The sequence below is a fragment of the Amycolatopsis sp. La24 genome (assembly GCF_029087445.1).
GTDB classification, from domain to species: domain Bacteria; phylum Actinomycetota; class Actinomycetes; order Mycobacteriales; family Pseudonocardiaceae; genus Amycolatopsis; species Amycolatopsis nivea.
On the sequence record NZ_JARACH010000001.1, the window covers coordinates 213813 to 230747 of the forward strand.

16 protein-coding genes and 1 pseudogene are annotated in these 16935 nt (G+C 70.0%); 5 read left to right on the forward strand and 12 right to left on the reverse strand.

Annotated features, from left to right (window positions below; all coding sequences use genetic code 11):
• Nucleotides 1-17: 17 nt before the first annotated feature.
• Nucleotides 18-707 carry an MOSC domain-containing protein gene (locus PUT80_RS01135; RefSeq protein WP_275290780.1) on the forward strand — a complete coding sequence of 230 codons (690 nt, stop codon included), beginning with the start codon at nt 18-20 and terminating at the stop codon, nt 705-707.
• On the opposite strand, the gene PUT80_RS01140 is transcribed toward PUT80_RS01135, so the two are convergent.
• Nucleotides 684-2258, reverse strand: coding sequence for a beta-N-acetylhexosaminidase (locus PUT80_RS01140; RefSeq protein WP_275290781.1), 1575 nt, complete (start codon nt 2256-2258; stop codon nt 684-686). The two genes, PUT80_RS01135 and PUT80_RS01140, sit on opposite strands and share 24 nt — an antisense overlap.
• Nucleotides 2259-2469: 211 nt before the next feature.
• Nucleotides 2470-4344, reverse strand: a complete 1875-nt coding sequence (locus PUT80_RS01145) for a propionyl-CoA synthetase (protein WP_275290782.1) — start codon at nt 4342-4344, stop codon at nt 2470-2472.
• Between the two features lie 217 nt (nt 4345-4561).
• Here PUT80_RS01145 and PUT80_RS01150 point away from each other — a divergent pair, with 217 nt between their 5' ends.
• Nucleotides 4562-6283 (forward strand): serine/threonine-protein kinase, encoded by a 1722-nt coding sequence (locus PUT80_RS01150; protein ID WP_037811181.1) that lies wholly within the window; start codon nt 4562-4564, stop codon nt 6281-6283.
• Between the two features lie 41 nt (nt 6284-6324).
• On the opposite strand, the gene PUT80_RS01155 is transcribed toward PUT80_RS01150, so the two are convergent.
• Entirely contained in the window at nt 6325-6891 is a 567-nt protein-coding gene (locus PUT80_RS01155) for a class I SAM-dependent methyltransferase (protein WP_275290783.1), read from the reverse strand.
• A gap of 82 nt (nt 6892-6973) precedes the next feature.
• On the opposite strand from PUT80_RS01155, the pseudogene PUT80_RS01160 reads away from it, so the two are divergent.
• Nucleotides 6974-7722: pseudogene (locus PUT80_RS01160) on the forward strand (helix-turn-helix transcriptional regulator).
• Here PUT80_RS01160 and PUT80_RS01165 read toward each other — a convergent pair.
• Nucleotides 7673-9241 carry a phospholipid carrier-dependent glycosyltransferase gene (locus PUT80_RS01165; protein ID WP_275290784.1) on the reverse strand — a complete coding sequence of 523 codons (1569 nt, stop codon included), beginning with the start codon at nt 9239-9241 and terminating at the stop codon, nt 7673-7675. The pseudogene PUT80_RS01160 and the gene PUT80_RS01165 overlap by 50 nt on opposite strands.
• 54 nt (nt 9242-9295) lie before the next feature.
• Between PUT80_RS01165 and rsmI the strand changes: the two genes are divergently transcribed.
• Nucleotides 9296-10135, forward strand: a complete 840-nt coding sequence (rsmI, locus tag PUT80_RS01170; protein WP_275290785.1) for a 16S rRNA (cytidine(1402)-2'-O)-methyltransferase — start codon at nt 9296-9298, stop codon at nt 10133-10135.
• A 1-nt stretch (nt 10136) separates the two neighbouring features.
• Here the strand turns inward: rsmI and PUT80_RS01175 are convergent, their stop codons facing one another.
• From PUT80_RS01175 to PUT80_RS01185, 3 genes are read right to left on the reverse strand one after another with little or no spacing between them, the layout of a single operon-like run.
• Nucleotides 10137-10304: a hypothetical protein gene (locus tag PUT80_RS01175; RefSeq protein WP_275290786.1), complete on the reverse strand. Its 168-nt coding sequence runs from the start codon at nt 10302-10304 to the stop codon at nt 10137-10139.
• Nucleotides 10305-10364: 60 nt separating this feature from the next.
• Complete coding sequence (locus tag PUT80_RS01180) at nt 10365-10835, reverse strand: hypothetical protein (protein ID WP_275290787.1); 471 nt, start codon at nt 10833-10835, stop codon at nt 10365-10367.
• Between the two features lie 9 nt (nt 10836-10844).
• The gene (locus PUT80_RS01185; protein ID WP_275290788.1) at nt 10845-11321 is read right to left on the reverse strand and encodes a QsdR family transcriptional regulator; all 477 of its coding nucleotides are present in this window, start codon (nt 11319-11321) and stop codon (nt 10845-10847) included.
• A 176-nt stretch (nt 11322-11497) separates the two neighbouring features.
• Here PUT80_RS01185 and PUT80_RS01190 point away from each other — a divergent pair, with 176 nt between their 5' ends.
• Entirely contained in the window at nt 11498-12457 is a 960-nt protein-coding gene (locus tag PUT80_RS01190) for an NADPH:quinone oxidoreductase family protein (RefSeq protein WP_037811187.1), read from the forward strand.
• On the opposite strand, the gene PUT80_RS01195 is transcribed toward PUT80_RS01190, so the two are convergent.
• From PUT80_RS01195 to PUT80_RS01215, 5 genes are all read right to left on the reverse strand, one after another.
• The gene (locus PUT80_RS01195) at nt 12454-13692 is read right to left on the reverse strand and encodes an aminodeoxychorismate synthase component I (RefSeq protein ID WP_275290789.1); all 1239 of its coding nucleotides are present in this window, start codon (nt 13690-13692) and stop codon (nt 12454-12456) included. The genes PUT80_RS01190 and PUT80_RS01195 overlap by 4 nt on opposite strands.
• Before the next feature lie 45 nt (nt 13693-13737).
• Nucleotides 13738-14352 (reverse strand): GH25 family lysozyme, encoded by a 615-nt coding sequence (locus PUT80_RS01200; protein ID WP_037811190.1) that lies wholly within the window; start codon nt 14350-14352, stop codon nt 13738-13740.
• 97 nt (nt 14353-14449) lie between these two features.
• Nucleotides 14450-15214 (reverse strand): ABC transporter permease, encoded by a 765-nt coding sequence (locus PUT80_RS01205; protein ID WP_037811192.1) that lies wholly within the window; start codon nt 15212-15214, stop codon nt 14450-14452.
• Entirely contained in the window at nt 15204-16202 is a 999-nt protein-coding gene (locus tag PUT80_RS01210; RefSeq protein ID WP_275290790.1) for an ATP-binding cassette domain-containing protein, read from the reverse strand. The genes PUT80_RS01205 and PUT80_RS01210 overlap by 11 nt, the downstream gene beginning before the upstream one ends.
• 94 nt (nt 16203-16296) lie before the next feature.
• Nucleotides 16297-16881, reverse strand: a complete 585-nt coding sequence (locus PUT80_RS01215) for a PadR family transcriptional regulator (RefSeq protein ID WP_037811196.1) — start codon at nt 16879-16881, stop codon at nt 16297-16299.
• Between the last annotated feature and the right edge of the window lie 54 nt (nt 16882-16935).

Sequence of the window (16935 nt, forward strand, 5' to 3'; positions counted from 1 at the left end):
CTTGCTAGGTTCATCCCATGCTGTCGCTGAAAGACGTCTACGCAGGCGAGCCGACCGTCCTCGGCCACCAGCGGGACCAGCCCGTTCTGAGCGCCATCCGGAAAACCCGGGTCGCCACTCAAGAGCTGGCACTGTCCGAACTCAACCTCTCCGGGGACCGTCAGGCCGACCTTTCGGTGCACGGCGGGCCCGAAAAAGCCGTCTACGTCTACCCGATCGAGCACTACCCGGTGTGGACCTCCGAGGGGTACTCCGTGGCGCACGGTGACTTCGGCGAGAACCTGTCCGTCGAAGGCGCGCTCGAGACCGACGCGCGGATCGGCGACGTCTGGGCCTGGGGCGACGCGCTCGTACAGATCGCCCAGCCGCGGCATCCGTGTTTCAAGCTCGCGATGCGGACCGGGCGCAAGGACGTCGTTCCCGCGATGATCAGCACGAATCGCTGCGGCTGGTACCTGCGCGTGCTGCGCCCGGGCACGGTCCCGACGGCCGGTCCGCTCGAGGTCGTGGAGCGGGCCGAGGGGCCGACCGTCGCGGAGACCTTCCTGGTCACCTCGGCGAACTACGCGCAGTTGCCCGACCCGGCGCCGATGCTGGAGCTGGCCGAGCGCGTGCTGACGTCGACCGCGCTGCCCGAAAGCTATCGCAACGGCATTAAGTCCAAAGTGGACCGGGCGAAGGGGTTACTTCCAGTCGACCTGGGGTGAGCGGTAGAAGTCGATTCCCTGCGCCTCCCAGCGCGGCGCCTGCTTGGCGATGCGGTCCCGGTAGCCGTCCCAGGTCCGGGACGCTCGCGGCGACCAGCCGATTTCCGCGACGCCGGGCAGGCGCGGGAAGGCCATGTACTCGATGTCGTCATTGGTCCGGATGGTTTCCGTCCACAGTGGAGCTTCGACCCCGGCCACGGACTTCTCCTCGACCCCGGGAACGAGCGTCGCCGGGTCCCATTCGTAGGCGTCGCGGACTTCGACCAGACCGGCCCAATCCTGGCCCAGTTTCGTCGATTCCGTGTACTTCATGTCGAGATACGCATGGTTGGCGGGCGACATGACGAACTTGTTCCCGCGCGCCGCGGCGGCGGCCACGTCCTCGTTCGGGCCGCCCTGGTCCCAGTACTGCGGCACGGCGGACGTCGGCAACGGAGTCTTCGCGATTTCGTGCCAGCCGGTGATCAGCTTGCCGTACTTCGCGACCATCGGGCTTACCTTCTCGTAGAAGGTTTTGTAGTCCGCGGCGGGCGTCGAATGTGCTTCGTCGCCGCCGATGCCGATGTACTTTCCGGGCGTGATCGCGGCGAGTTCGCGGATCACGTCCTCCACGAATCGGTACGTGGTGGGCGAATTGATGCACAGCGAGCTGTAACCGACCTCGATGTCGGTGCGCGGCGGGACCGCGACGCCGTCGCAGTTCAGCTCCGCGTAGACCGACTGGGCTGCGTTGGTGTGCCCGGGCATGTCGATCTCCGGCACGACCGTCACGTGCCGGCTCGCGGCGTAGGCGACGATGTCGCGGTACTGCTCCTGCGTGTAGTAACCGCCCGGGTCGCCGTAGGCCGCGGTCTTGCCGCCTTCGGTCGCCAGGCGCGGCCAGCTCTTGATCTCGATGCGCCAGCCCTGGTCGTCGCTGAGGTGCAGGTGCAGCGTGTTGATCTTGTACTGGACGATCTGGTCGATGTACTTCTTCACCTGCGCCGGCGTGAAGAAATGCCGCGCGACGTCGAGCATCGCGCCGCGGTGGGCGAAGCGCGGGTAGTCGAGGACGCTGCCGCCCGCGATCGTCCACGCGCGGTGCTGCACGGTCTTCGCCTCGATCGCCGACGGCAGCAGTTGCCGCAGCGACTGGACGCCGGTGAACAGCCCGGCGGAGGTGTTGGCACGCAGCCGGACGCCGTTCTTCGTGACGTCGATCTGGTACCCCTCGTCGCCGACGCGCGGGTCGGCGTGGCCGAGGTCGAGCGAGATCGCGGACAGCCCCGGACTCACCGGGACGACCGGCAGCGGAAACCCGGTCGCGGGCCGCAGCAGGCCGCGCAGGTACCCGGCGACGTCGCCGGTGCCGTGCCCGGCGCGGATCACCGTCAGCGGCGTGAGCCGGAAGGTAGCGTCCGCCTTCGCCACGGCATGCACCGGGACCGGCACGAGGTCGGTGACCTGCCGTTCACTGGACGCGGGACTCGCCGCGGCCGGCCCGGGCACTCCCACCGCGGCGAGCCCGAGCACGGTCACCCCAAGCACGGCCCTGGACAGGGTCTTCCTCACGGCATACCTCCGGTCGCGTCGCGGAGAAGGCGGACTCCAAGAGGTATAGACCACTCCGGGCGGACTGACAACGCCCGAAAGGGTCGGCTGGCACTTGATGTCCCGTTCGCCGGGATGCTCCGGTGCCCCAATGCCGCATTGGGTGCGCTGGACGCACCGAACGCCGCATTGGGTGCGTCGCATGCACCCAATGCCGCATTGGGGCCGGTCCTCAGGGCCGCAGAATCGCCCGCAACGCGTCGAGCACCGACGGGTCCTCGATAGTCGACGGAATCACCTCGTCGCGTCCGTCGGCGATCCCGCGCATCGTCTTGCGCAGGATCTTCCCCGAGCGCGTCTTCGGCAACGCGCTGACCACCGACACGTCCCGGAACGCCGCCACCGGCCCGATGTCCCGGCGAACCAGCGCCACCAGCTCGTCCCGCAACTGCTCCTCCGGCACCTCCACCCCGGACTTCAGCACGACGAAACCACGCGGCACCTGCCCCTTCAACTGGTCCGCGACCCCGATCACCGCGCACTCCGCGACCGCCGGGTGCGAGGCCAGCACGGCTTCCATCGAGCCGGTCGACAGCCGGTGTCCGGCCACGTTGATCACGTCGTCGGTGCGGCCCATGACGAACAGGTAGCCGTCCTCGTCGAGGTAGCCCGAATCGCCGGTCAGGTAGTAGCCGGGGTAGCGCGACAGATACGCCTCGCGGTAGCGCTCGTCGTCGCCCCACAGAGTCGGCAGCGAGCCCGGCGGCAGCGGCAGTTTCAGCGTGATCGCGCCCTCGCGGCCCGCCGGGAGTTCTTCGCCTGCCTGGTCGAGGATGCGCACGTCCCAGCCGGGCACCGGTTTCGTCGCCGACCCGGGTTTGACCGGCATCGGTTCGAGCCCGCGCGGGTTCGCCGCGATCGGCCAGCCGGTTTCGGTCTGCCACCAGTGGTCGACGACCGGCGTGCCGAGGATGTCGTGTGCCCAGTGGTAGGTCTCCGGGTCGAGCCGCTCGCCCGCCATGAACAGGGTGCGGAACCGGGACAGGTCGTACTTCTTGAGCTCGTCCGCGTCCGGGTCCACCTTCTTGACCGCGCGCAACGCCGTCGGCGCGGTGAACAGCGCCTGGACGCCGTGCTCGGAGATGACCCGCCAGAACGCGCCCGCGTCCGGGGTCCCGACGGGTTTTCCTTCGTACAGCACGGTTGTCGCGCCGACCAGGAGCGGCGCGTAGACGATGTACGAATGCCCGACGACCCAGCCGACGTCGGAAGCCGTCCACCAGACATCCCCGGCGTGGACGTCGTACAGCGCGCCCATCGACCACGCCAGCGCGACCGCGTGCCCGCCCGCGTCGCGGACCACGCCCTTCGGCCGCCCGGTGGTGCCGGACGTGTAGAGGATGTACAGCGGGTCGGTCGCCTTCACCGGAACCGGGTCGACCGGGTCGGCGTCGGTGACGAGTTCGGTCCAGTCGAGGTCGGCGCCGGACAGTTCCGCGCGTGCCTGCTCGCGCTGGAACACCACGACGTGCTCCGGCTGGTGCTCGGTGGTCTCGAGAGCGGCGTCGATGATCGGCTTGTACTCGACGACCCGCGTCGGCTCGATCCCGCACGACGCGGCGAGGATCAGTTTCGGCTTGGCGTCCTCGATCCGCGCGGCCAGTTCCTTCGGCGCGAACCCGCCGAACACCACGGAGTGCACCGCGCCGATCCGCGCGCAGGCGAGCATCGCGATGACGGCCTGCGGGATCATCGGCAGGTAAAGGATCACGCGGTCGCCGCGGGTCACCCCGAGCGACGCGAGCGCGCCGGCGAAGGTCGCGACCTCGTCCCGCAACTCGGCGTAGGTGTAGCGGCGTTTGCGGCCGGTGACCGGCGAGTCCCAGATCAGCGCGTCCTGCGCGCCGCGGCCGCCGTCCGCGTGCCGGTCGAGCGCGTTGTAGGAGGTGTTCAGCTCGCCGTCGGGATACCAGCGGTAGAACGGCGCGGCGGACGAGTCGAGCGCGCGGGTGGGCCGCTGCGTCCAGTCGATCGCCCGGGCCGCTTCGAGCCAGAACCGCTCGGGGTCGTCCAGACTGCGTCGATACGTCTCGGTGTACGCGCCCACGAGGTCTCCTTTGACTTCCGACGGCCGAATCTGCCCTCATGATGGCCTTTCCCCCGGCGGAACGCAGGTCAGCGAGGTCAGGCGAGAACGATGCAGTGGATCACGATCCCGGCGCGACCCGGCAACCCCGCGAAGGCCGTGTGCGTCCTAAGCTGGACCGTGGGGAACAGCCGCGCAGCGGCACTAAGACGACACTGACAGTGAGGGGAACCAGCCGGTGAGCGGAATCGCGAGCGCGCTGCTCTCGCTCGCGCACACCTTGTTCGGCCCGGGGTTCTGCCCCGGCGACTGGGTGTGGGCGACGACCACAGCGGGTGCGCTCGTCGCGCTCTTCCCGGCGGCCGGTGCGCTGATCGTGGCGATCGTCCGCAAGGGGACCGGCAACCGGTACGACGCGACGACGCTCACCGTGTTCGGGCTCATCGGCGTGGTCAGCGTGCTGGTGCTGCCGTGGCTGATGGCCTCGGGCATCTCGGAGACCTTCCGCGCGGCCAACGCAGGCGGCGTAAGCGGGCTGTCCGCTTCCGAAACCGCCAAGCTGAGCACGAACTACTGCTCGTTCATCGGCGTGCAGAAGACCTACCTGGGCGGCGGGCCGAACGTCTTCGAGACGCTCTTCTACCCGCGCGGCCTCAAGCTGTCGTACGCGCTGTACCTGCTCGCTTTCACCGTGCTGCCGGTCGGCTCGCTGCTGTTCGTGATGCTGCAGGCGCGCACCGCGTTCCGCCGCGGGCCGAAGTGGCCGTCGCGGTTCTTCTGGATTCCCTTCGTGGTCATGGCGGTCGCGAGCTCGGGCATGTCGGCCAACACCGCCGTGCACTTCTGGCTCGGGTTCCTGCCGTTCAGCATCCTGGGACTGATCCCGGTCGCGCTGGTCGGCCCGCCGCCGTGGTCGGTGATCAACCGGCCGGAGCCGCGCCGCGACGAACCGCCCGCCGCGCCGCCTCCGCCGCGCCGGGAACAGCTGCCGCCGCCTCCGCCGCCGCAGAACAAGCAGTACCCGGCCACCGCACTGGCGTCCGCTCCGGAGCCGCCGCCCGCCGGGATGCTGGCCGCCGCGCCCGGCGCGATCCCGCCGCCGCCCGGTTCACGCAACGCGGGCAGCAGCCGGTACCGGCGCGTCCGCCAGCTCGGGCACGGCGGGTTCGGCACGGTCTGGGAAGCCGTCGACACGCAGCTCAACCGCACTGTCGCGCTCAAGATCGCGCACGCGCCCGACCGCGACACCGAGGAGCGCATGCAGCGCGAGGCGCGGGCGCTGGCCGTGGTGAACCACCCCAACTGCGTCCGCGTGTACGACCTGGTCGAGGAGCCGGACGGGCTCGCGCTCGTCATGGAGTACCTGCAGGGCCGTCCGCTCGCCGAGGTGGTCGACGGACAGGGCCCGATCGACGACGTCGCCGCAGGCCGGCTGTGGTCCACGATGGCGGGCGCGCTGGTCGCGGCGCACGAGCGGGGCGTGCTGCACCGCGACGTGAAGCCGTCCAACGTCATCCTCGACCCGGCGGGCATCGCGCACCTCATCGACTTCGGCATCGCCCGCAGCCAGGGCGACTCCAAGATGACCGCCACCGGGATGATGATCGGCACGCCCGACTTCGTCGCCCCGGAGCAGGCGATGGGTTCCCCGGCGAGCCCGGCGTCGGACGCCTGGCAGCTCGCCGCCACGGTCAGCTACGCACTGTCCGGCCAGCCGCCGCGCGGCACCCGCGAGACGCCGATGGCCGCGCTGATGGCCGCGGCGCGGGCCGATCCGGTCACGCACCTGCCGCAGCGTTCGGTGCACGCCCGGATCCTGGCGGCGTCGCTGGACCCGGAGCCGCGCCGCCGCCCGACACTGAACTCGGTGCGGCGCGAGGTCGACGGCTGGCTGAGCAGGCAGGGCAAGGCACTGGACGGGCCGGTCACGCAGATCGTGCCGCGCCGGTCGTCCCGCTGAGTCTCGTGAGCGGCTAAGCCGGTTCTAACCGGCGCAGCCGCTCACGACGGCTTCCCCGCGGAAAACTCCAGCCGCTTGCGCTCGATCCCCACCCGCACCTGCTCAAACCCGGCCGCCGCCAGCCGCCTCGGCAGCGTGCCCGCGTCGAGGACGTTCATCGTGTCCCCAATGTGCAGCAGACGGAATCCGAAGCTGAGCTGGCTGTCCACGCCGCAATAGGTGCCGCCGGGCCGCAGCACCCGGAACGCCTCCGCGAAGATCCGGTCCTGCAGCTCGCCGGTCGGCACGTGGTGCAACATCGTGAAGCACACGACCCCGGAGAACCGGCCGTCCTCGAACGGCATTTCCGCACCGCTGCCCTCGATGATGTCCGCCCGGTCCCCGTATTTCTCCCGCAACAGCCGGGTCGACGCCGGGTCGATTTCCAGCGCGGTCAGTCGAGGGAGAGCGTCGATCAACACCCTCGTGGTGGCCCCGAAAACCGGTCCGATCTCGAGCACGTCATCGCCCAGTTCGAAGCGGGCGAGCCAGTCCGGCAGCACCTCGGCGACCGCGGCGGTCCATTTTTCCGAGCTGCAGAGCTTGCGGTGCATCAGGTTCATCGGCATGGCCCCGACGCTAGGGACGAGCCTGGCTGACCGGAAGACGATAGGCTGTCTCCTCATGTCGCAGTACGGTCAAACCGGCGCGATGCTGCTCGGCGACCTCCCGATCGCGCCCGGAGCCTGGTTCCCCTGGCACGAACATCCGGCGCACCAGCTCGTCTGGGCTGCGCGCGGGGTCGCCGCGGTGATGGTCGGCGACGCGCAGTGGGTGCTGCCGTCCACGCGCGCGCTCTGGATTCCGGCCGGCCTCCGGCATCGCACCGGCGCGGCCGGGAACGTCGAACTGCGCGGCATCTACGCCGATCCCGAGCAGTGCCCGGTCGACTGGCCGTCCCCGCGAATCGTCATCGTCCGGCCGTTGCTGCGGGAGCTGCTGGAGCACCTGTCCGCGGACGGAATCAGCGACGCCGCCCGACGCCGCGCCGAAGCCGTCGCGTTCGATCTGCTGGAGCCGATGGACGTAGCGCCGATCGTGGTCCCCGCACCCGCCGATCCCCGAGCGCGGGACGTCGCCGACGCGGTGCTCGCCGATCCCGCAGACTCGCGGAGCCTGGCCGAGCTGGGCCGCGAAGTCGGCGCGAGCGAGCGGACGCTGGCCCGCGCGTTCGTCCGCGACTGCCGGATGACGTTCGGGACCTGGCGCACGCAAGCCCGCCTGCGCGCGGCGTTGCCGTTGCTGGCGCGGGGAACGCCGATGACGACCGTCGCGCACCGGGTCGGGCGACGGCCAGCGCGTTCGTCGCCGCCTTCCGCCGGGCGGTGGGGGTGCCGCCGGGCGCTTACTTCAGCGCCACGAAGGCAGCCACATTTCCGCCTGCCAATGGGCGTTCGTGATCGGGATTCCGTTGAGGATCGGCCACAGCCAGGCGAAGTTCGCGACCACCAGCCCGACGTAGAGCGACACGACGAGCAGACCGGTGCCCCGGCGTTCGAATCCGCGTTTGGCGCTGCCGAGGATCTGCCCGAGCGCCAGCACCAGCCCGAGCACGAGGAACGGGGCCATCGGCGTGGCGTAGAAGAAGTACATCTGCCGGTCGATGTTGGTGAACCAGGGCAGGTAGCCGGCGAAGTAGCCGGTGAGCACGGCGGCGTAGCGCCAGTCCGCGCGGAAGAACCAGCGCCACAGGCCCCAGCCGAGCATCGGGACGGCCAGCCACCACATCGCGGGCGTGCCGATCAGCATCGTCGCGCCGAGGCAGCGCGATTCGCCGCAGCCGGTGACGTCGCCGTCGTAGTAGTAGAGCATCGGCCGCAGGCCCATCGGCCACGTCCACGGCTTCGACTCCCACGGATGCGGATTGTCCTTGGGCGTCAGCAGGGTCTCGTGGAAGTGCAGGACGTTGGCGGTGTAGTCGCCGAGCGAGCGCAGCGCGGGCGGGATCCAGCCGAACATGCCCGGGTCGAGGTTCTTGATCTCGGTGTAGTGCCGGTCGGTCGCGGTCTCGCTGGCGAACCACGCCCAGTACGCCGCCAGGTACATCAGCACCGGCACGACCAGGATCGCCCACAGCGCGGGCGCGACGTCGCGCCGGATCGTCCCGACCCACGGCCGCTGCACGCCCGCCGCGCGCCGGGCCGCGACGTCGAAGAACACGGTGAGCAGGCCGAACGCCGCGATGTAGTACAGCGCCGACCATTTGACACCGAAGGTCAGGCCGATCATCAGCCCGGCCGCGAACCGCCACCACCGGAAGCCGAGCTTCGGCCCCCACTGCGATTCGCCGATCCAGCCCTCGCGCACCGCGACGGCCAGCCGTTGCCGCACCTGGTCGCGGTCGCAGAGCACGCAGGCGAACGCGGCGAGCACGAAGAACGCGATGAAGATGTCCAGCATCCCCATCCGCGACTGCAGGTGCAGCACGCCGTCGCAGATCACCAGCACGCCCGCGATGCCGCCGAGCAGCGTCGAGCGGGTCAGCCGGCGCGCGACGCGCACGGTGAGCAGCACGATCAACGTGCCTGCCACCGCCGACATCAGCCGCCAGCCCCAGCCGTTGTAGCCGAAGAGCCACTCGCCGAAGGCGATGAAGTCCTTGGCCAGCGGCGGGTGCACGATCAGCTCGTACCCGGCGTTGTCCTCGTACCCGCCGTTGCGCAGCATCTGCGCGGCCTGGGGCACGTAGTGCTTCTCGTCGAAGACGGGACTGCCGTGGTCAGTGGGCAGGCCAAGGTTCTGCAGCCGGACGACGCCGCCGATCACGGTCAGCACGATCGTGACGATCCAGCCGCGCAGCCGGTCGGCGGGCATGGCCCGGCCGAGCAGGGTGGCTTCGCGGTCGGTCGGGGGACGGCGCGCGTCGACCGGGTCCGGCCGCACGCTCTCGTCGTCGGCACGGGTCAGCAGCGCGGTCACGGGGCCCGATAGTACGGCCTGATCCACCGGTGGCGTCTGGTTAGGCTGACTGCCATGACTTCTGCGCCCGGACGGCTCGTCCTCGCCGCCACCCCGCTGGGCGATCCCGGCGACGCGTCCGCCCGGCTGATCGAGGCGCTGGGCTCGGCGGACGTGATCGCGGCCGAGGACACCCGGCGCCTGCGCGGGCTCACTTCCGCGCTCGGCGTGTCGCCAACCGGGCGGGTGGTCAGCTTCTACGAGGACGTCGAGACCGCCCGGCTGCCGAAGCTGCTGGAGGCACTGCACGGGGGCGAGACGGTGCTGGTGGTGACCGACGCCGGGATGCCGAGCGTGTCCGATCCGGGCTTCCGTCTCGTGGCCGCCTGCGTCGAGGAGGACCTGCCGATCACCTGCCTCCCCGGCCCGTCGGCGGTGACGACGGCGCTCGCGTTGTCCGGGCTGCCGTGCGACCGGTTCTGCTTCGAGGGCTTCGCGCCGCGCAAGCCTGGCGAGCGGTCGAAGTGGTTCGCGGAGTTGGCGAGCGAACGCCGGACTGTCGTGTTCTTCGAATCGCCGCACCGGATCGCTTCGCTGCTGTCCGACGCTGCCGCCGCCCTGGGCGGTTCGCGGCGGGCCGCGGTGTGCCGGGAGCTGACGAAGACGTACGAAGAGGTCAAACGCGGCACACTCGCGGAACTTGCCGAGTGGGCAGCGGACGGGGTGCGCGGCGAGATCTCGGTGGTGCTGGAGGGGGCGGCACCTCGGCAGACATCGGTGTCGGATTTGGTGCCGGAGGTGGCGGAGCGGGTCGCTTCGGGGGAGCGGTTGAAGACCGTGGCGGCCGAGGTAGCGGGTGCGGCTGGGGTGTCTACGAAGGAGCTTTACGCGGCGGTGCTCGCGGCTCGGAAGTGAGTCAGCTCCTCCGGGCGTTTCGGACGCCGTCTGTGAGCACTGCGTGGTCTTCCAGCAGGACGTCGTCGAGAATTTCCTTGGCGCCGACGAGGAACTCGGCGACGGTGGACCGGGCGGAGTCCCGATCCACAGTGCGCCGGGCTCCGCAGGACTTGGTGTTTGTAGTCATTGCCGCGAATCGCCAGGCGCTGTCCGCCGGAGCTGAAGGCCGGGCCGTTGGATTCCGGAATCAGCGCCCGGTCGAGGAACCGCAGCCGGTCGCCGGTGCGGAAGAAGAGAACGCCGGATGCGCGACGATGCCGGTGCCGAGATCGATGACGTCCGAACAGTGGTAGCGCTCGGGTGGGGTCGGTGAGGTCCACAGCGACTGGCCGTCCGGGCTGAACGCCACGTCGAGAGAGACGGCGACATCCAGCACGGAGGTGCCGTTCCGGGTCCAGCGCACCGTTTCCCCGCTGCCGGACACGACCAGTTCCGGTCGCTCCGGATGCCAGGCGACGACGGGCCAGCGGTCGAACTTCCCGTACTCCGCGGAATCCGCGCCCACCGCGCCGATTTCGCGAAGCACTTTCTCGGCGTAGTAGAGATGCACCGCGGGCCGCTCCTGGTCGATCTCTGCGACGAGCGGCAGTTTCGGATGAGATACCAGGTTGCCGATCGAGGCGGCGGGGATCCGGGCGATGGCCTGGACAGCAGTCACCAGAAGACTTTAGCGACTGCGCAACAGCATTTTCGCTGCTATTAAGGCCTTCTCCGCGTCCGGCTCCTCGCCGGTGATCGCGTCGGTATAGATGAACGACTCGCCGACCCGCACCAGCAGATACGCCAGATCCGCCACCGGCAACGGAGACTCCAGCCGCCCGGCCGCGACCTCGTCGGACAGCAACGCCTGCACCTTCTCGATGGTCCGCGACTGCACCAGACTCGCCTTGGTCGTCAGCAACCGCAGCGCGCGTTCGGGCTCCCGGCGCAGGAAAGCGCGAAAGGGCGAGGAAGCGTTGACCGTCCGCACGAACGCCCCGATCGCCTCCGCGACGCCGTCCCCACCGCGGCCCGCATAACTGACGTTATCCAGCACCGAGGACGTCTCTGCCCACAGGATTTCGCTCAGCAGGTGGTCGCGGCTGCCGACCCAGCGGTGCAGGGTGGCGCGGCTGACGCCGAGGTCAGCGGCCAGGTCGCGCATGTCGACGCGGTCTCCGGCGAGGAACCGGGCGCGGGCGAGGCGGAAGGCCGCGACGGCGTCGGGTCGCGAGGTTCGGGTGGACAGTGGCGTGTCGATGAGTGAGACGTTAGCAGAAAGTGTTCCATCGATGAGACATATGGCAGAATGTCTCACGAAGAGCGAGAGGAGCCGCGAAGATGCGTGCTGTGCAGGTGACCGAGTTCGGCGGTCCCGAGGTGCTGAAGCCGGTCGAGCTGCCCGATCCGGTGGCCGGGCCGGGGCAGGTGCTGATCGAGGTCGACCGCGTCGGGCTGAATTACGCGGATACGCATCAGGCGGAGAACTCGTATCTCGCCCCGAGCAAACTGCCGCTCGTGCCGGGCGGCGAGGTCGTCGGGCGCACGGCGGACGGCAAGCGCGTGGTCGCGCTGCTCAACGACGGCGGCGGGTACGCCGAGCGCGTCGCGGCCGACGAAGCCATGACGTTCCCGGTGCCGGACGGCGTCGACGACCTGAACGCGCTTTCCATGCTGGTCCAGGGCGCGACCGCGTGGATCATGCTGCGCAAGAACGCCCACCTCGAGCCCGGCGAGACCGTGGTCGTGCACGCCGCGGCCGGCGGGGTCGGGTCGATCGCGGTGCAGCTGGCGAACGCGTGGGGCGCGGGCCGCGTCATCGCGACCGCGAGCAGCGAGGAAAAGCGCGAGCTGGCGATCGAACTCGGCGCGGACGTCGCGGTCGATTCGCGTGCCGAGAACATGACCGAAGTCCTGCGGGAAGCCAACGGCGGCAAGCGGGTCGACATCGTTCTCGACATGGTCGGCGGCACGACGACCGACCAGAGCATCGCCGCGCTCGCCCCGTTCGGCCGTCTGGTGTTCTACGGGATGGCCGGCCGCCGCTCGCCGAAGCCGATCGAGTTGCGCAATCTGCTCGGCCACAGCACGACCGTCGCCGGGATGTGGCTGCCGCACGTGTTCCGCTTGCCGGGCAACGTTTTCGGCACCGCGCTGGCCGATCTGTTCACCATGGTGCTGGACGGGAAGCTCCGCGCGATCGCGGGCGGCGAGTACGCGCTGGCGGACGCCCGGAAGGCCCACGAAGCGCTGCGTTCCCGTGGCACGACTGGAAAACTGCTGCTCGACCCGCGGCGCTAGCACTCCCGGGGGCTGGCGAGCAAGGACTCCAACGGCGCCGCTTTGTGCAGGCACTCCTGCCACTCCGCGGCGCTGTCCGAGTCCGCCGTGATCCCGCCGCCGACCCCCAGCGCGATCCGGCCTTCGGCGATCTCGAAGGTCCGGATCGCCACGTTCAGCTCCAGCCCCGCCAACGGCGACAGCAACCCGACCGCGCCGGTGTACACGCCGCGCGCGGCCGGTTCCAGCTCGGCGATCAGGTCCAGCGCCCGGATCTTCGGCGCCCCGGTAACCGACCCCGGCGGGAACGTCGCCGCTAGCAGCCCGGCATCGGTGATGCCGTCCGCGAGCGCACCCTCCACAGTGGACGCCAGATGCCACACTCCGGGAGCCGGGTGCACCGCGAGCAGTTCCGGCACCACGACGCTGCCGACCTCGCACACCCGCCCGAGGTCGTTGCGCACCAGGTCGGTGATCATCACGTTCTCCGCGACGTCCTTCGCCGACTGCCGCAACCGCGATGCGTTCCCGTCGTCGGCCGGGCCGCGACGGGGCAGCGTGCCCTTGATCGGCGACGACCGCACGCGGCGGCCGTGGCGTTCCAAGAACAGCTCCGGCGACAGCGAAACCACCGAACCCCATTCACCGGTGACGTAAGCCGCCCGCTGCGGAGCCAGCCGCCGCACTCCCTCGGCGAACAGCGCGGCGGGCGAGCCCTCGAACGTCCCGGTGAACCGCGAGCAGACGTTCGCCTGGAAGAGTTCGCCCGCCTCGATCTCGTGCACGCACGCCTTCACTGCCTGCTCGTGCCCGGACGGCCGGTCCAGCGCACTAGCGGACCACGACAACTCCGCGGATCCGGCCAACGCACGTTCCACCACGGCGAGCTGTGCGTCCGCGTCGCCTTCGATCGACTCGAACCAACACGCTCCCGCCGCGTCCCAGCGCAGCACGTGATCCGCCCAGCCCCAGGCCGACGCCGGAACCCCGGTGGAGCGGCCCGACGGATCCGCCTGGTCGTAAGCCAGAAATCCGAACCACCCGCCGCCGATCCGGCCTGAGGGTCCCGAGGCGGAAAAAGCCGACGGGAACGGTCGCGGAGTCACCGACACGAACGGCGCCACCACCGCGCGCGATCCGCACCAGTTCCCGCACACCGCGGCGGGTTCGGGCAGGCCGTGGGCCCGGGCGTACGCGGACAGCAGAACGAGCGCCCGAGAAGGGGTCAGGTCGGTCCGCAGCCGCTGGAAACGCATCGCGCCATTGTGCCGGAAACCGGCGGTGACCAGCGGAGAAGGTGATCAGAGCAGCACATCGGACAGGGCGAACGGATACACCACCGCGTCCTGCGCCACGGGTCCGTCGACTCCGGGCACGTCCGGCGCGAAGGCGTGCTGGTGCAGCCCGAGCCGAGAATGGAACCAACCGGGCCGTCCGGGGATGCCGTTGTGCCGCACGAGCCAGAGCACGACCTCGGAATCGGCCCAGCGGTCCGGGTGCAGCCGGTGCGCCCAGCAGTCGTGCCCGGCGTACACGAGCACCCGGCTGATCTTCGCGGCGTGCCGCACGTGCTTGATCCACGCCTTCACGAACCGGTCGTCGACGCTCTGCGCGTCCACCTCCAGCGCGGGGGCGAGCGATCCGGGCGCGAACGCGCCGAGCCTGCTCGCCGTCCGGACGAAATGGTCGGCCTGGTCGTGCACCGCGCCGGGCCGGGCGTAGTGCCGGGCCCCGGTGTGGATGCCCGCGTGCTGGGCCGCGGCGAGCATCCGCTCCGCGCCCGGATCGCTCCAGTTGACGTTTTCACTGATCGTGACCGAGGCGAACCGCACGTCGGCGCCGCGCACCGCCGTCCAGTCGAGCACCTGCTCGCGATGAGTGAGCGTGAGTCCGCGCCCACTCTCCGGTTCCGCCACCTCGCACCCCTGACAAGCCCCACGACGGGTGAAAGGCCACCCTACGTCCGGAATTCCGGAGCGGGGTGACCTTTCCCGGCGTGTCGATGGGCTTTGATCAGGCGTTTTCCCGTTGGAAGGTGCGCGTTCCCCACCAAATCGCCAAAACGGCCATGACCAGTACGACCACGCTGCCGGTGAACAGCGCGTCCATCGAGAAGTCGCCGCGGAAGCTGTTGCGCTCCACGTCGACCACGTGCCGGAATGGGTTGATCTGCGAGATCGTGTACAGCCACTTCGGAGCCAGTCCGGCGGTGATCGGGATGAGGATCCCGGACAGCAGCAGCAACGGCATGAGCACCGCGTTGAGCAGCGCCGGGAACGACTCCTCGCTCTTGAGCGTGAGCGCCAGCGCGTAGGAGCACGACGCCAGCGTGAGCGCGAGCAGGAACACGATCGCGAGGCTCAGCAGCACGCCGCTGAACGGCGCGTTCAGGTCGAACACCAGGTAGGCGAGCAGGATGATCAGCACCGATTGCACGGTCGCCTGCAACGCGTTCGCCAGCACCTTCCCGAGCAGCAGCGCGGCCCGGTGCACCGGGGTGACGCGCAGCCGCTCGACCACGCCGGACCGGAACTCGGCCAGCAACCCGAAGCCCACGAACGAACTGCCGAACAGCGCCAGCTGCGCGATCAGCGCGGGCGTGAGCACCATCCAGCCGTCGACCTCGGACATCCCCTGCGCGCTGAGCGACTTCACCAGCAGCGGGCCGAAGAAGAACAGGTACAGCAGCGGCTGGGCGAGCCCGATCAGCAGCCACGCCGGATTCCGCAGCGCGGCCGCCATGTCGCGGCGGAAGATCAGCCAGGTGTCACGCAGCATCGGACACCTCCGGTCCCGCCGGCGCGGGCTGTTCGGCCTCGCGCAGGGAGCGTCCGGTGAGCGCGAGGAACACGTCGTCCAAGGTCGGTCGCGTGACCTGCATCGAGGTCGTCGCGATTTCCTTGGCGTCGAGCGCGCGCAGCAGCTCCGGCATCGCGGTGTCGCCGCGCGGCACCCGGAACCGGATCGAGCCCTCGCGCACCGCGAACTCGTGCGCGCCGGGCAGCTGCCGAGCCAGGTCCGCGGCGGCCGCGGCGGATTCCGGATCGACCTCGATCGCGACGCCGTCGCCGGAGACCTGCTCCTTGAGCTCGTCCGGATGCCCGTCGGCGACGATCCGGCCGTCGTCGATCACGATCAGCCGGTCGGCCAGCGCGTCCGCCTCGTCGAGGTAATGCGTGGTCAGGAAGATCGTGACGCCCTGCTCGGCGCGCAACCGCCGGATGTGCTCCCACAGGTTCGCCCGGCTCTGCGGGTCGAGCCCGGTGGACGGTTCGTCCAGGAAGACCAGGCCGGGCGAGTGGATCAGCCCCAGCGCGATGTCGAGCCTGCGCCGCTGCCCCCCGGACAGCGTCTTCGTGGCGCGTTCCTCGAGCCCGGTCAGGTCGAGCTGGCCGGCGAGCACCTTGCCGCGCGCGATCGCGTCGGCCTTGCTCATCCGGTACAGCCTGCCCTGCAGCTCCAGCTCTTCGCCGACGCGTGATTCGGGCGCGGTCCCGCCGCCCTGGGCGACGTACCCGATGTTGCGGCGCACCCCCGCCGCGTCGGTGAGCAGGTCGTGCCCGCCGACGGTCGCCGTGCCCGCGGTCGGTTTCAGCAAGGTGGTGAGCATGCGCAGCGTGGTGGTCTTGCCCGCCCCGTTCGGGCCGAGGAACCCGACCAGCTCGCCCGCCTCGACGTCGAGGTCGACCCCCTTCACCGCGTGCACCTCGCCACCGGCTCGGCCCTTGCGGCGGAACCGCCGCTCGAGTCCGCGTGCCGTGATCATGGAAACCCCTCTCCTCCCAAGAAGATCAACTAGTCAAGCTTGACTAGTTGACGCGCACACTGTGCCCGAGCAAGAGCGAGTTAGTCAAATTTGATTACTGGGCCGGCTGGCCGAACGCCGAGCCCGGATCGTCGGCCATCACGTATTCGCCCGCCTCGAGCCGGGTGATCAGCCCGGTGAGCCATTCCCGGCTGGCTTTGGCGATCCCGCCCCACAGCCGGAACAGTTCGGACACGTGCGGCGGCTTGTTCCAGGTGTCGTCTTCAAGGCCCAGCCGAGACCGGCGCTCCTCGGCCTCGAAGTGGATCAGGTTCTGCCGGAGCAGGCTGATCACGTTCCTGCGGGGAAGCGCGGGCATCAGGCTGATCGCCGCGCACAGCTCAGCGTTGCTCGCGCTCGGATCGGACAAGCCCTTCGCCAGCAGCGTCTGGAACTCCTGCTCGCCGTCCGGGGTGAGCCGGTAGGCGACCCGGTCCGGACCGCCGTCGCCCGGTTCGACGTCGATCTTCTCCAGCAGGTCCTCGGCGGTCATCTTCTTGAGCGCGTGGTAGATCGAACCGGGCTGGACGTTCGCCCACTTGTCCGCCGACCACGACAGCAGTTCGCGGCGCACCTGGTAGCCGTGCGCGCGGCCGAACATCCGCACGACCCCGAGCACCAGCAGACGCGTCGCCGACACCGGCTCTCCCTTCCCCGACCGCCAGGAAACGCCCTGGAGCGCATCCGTAGGCTA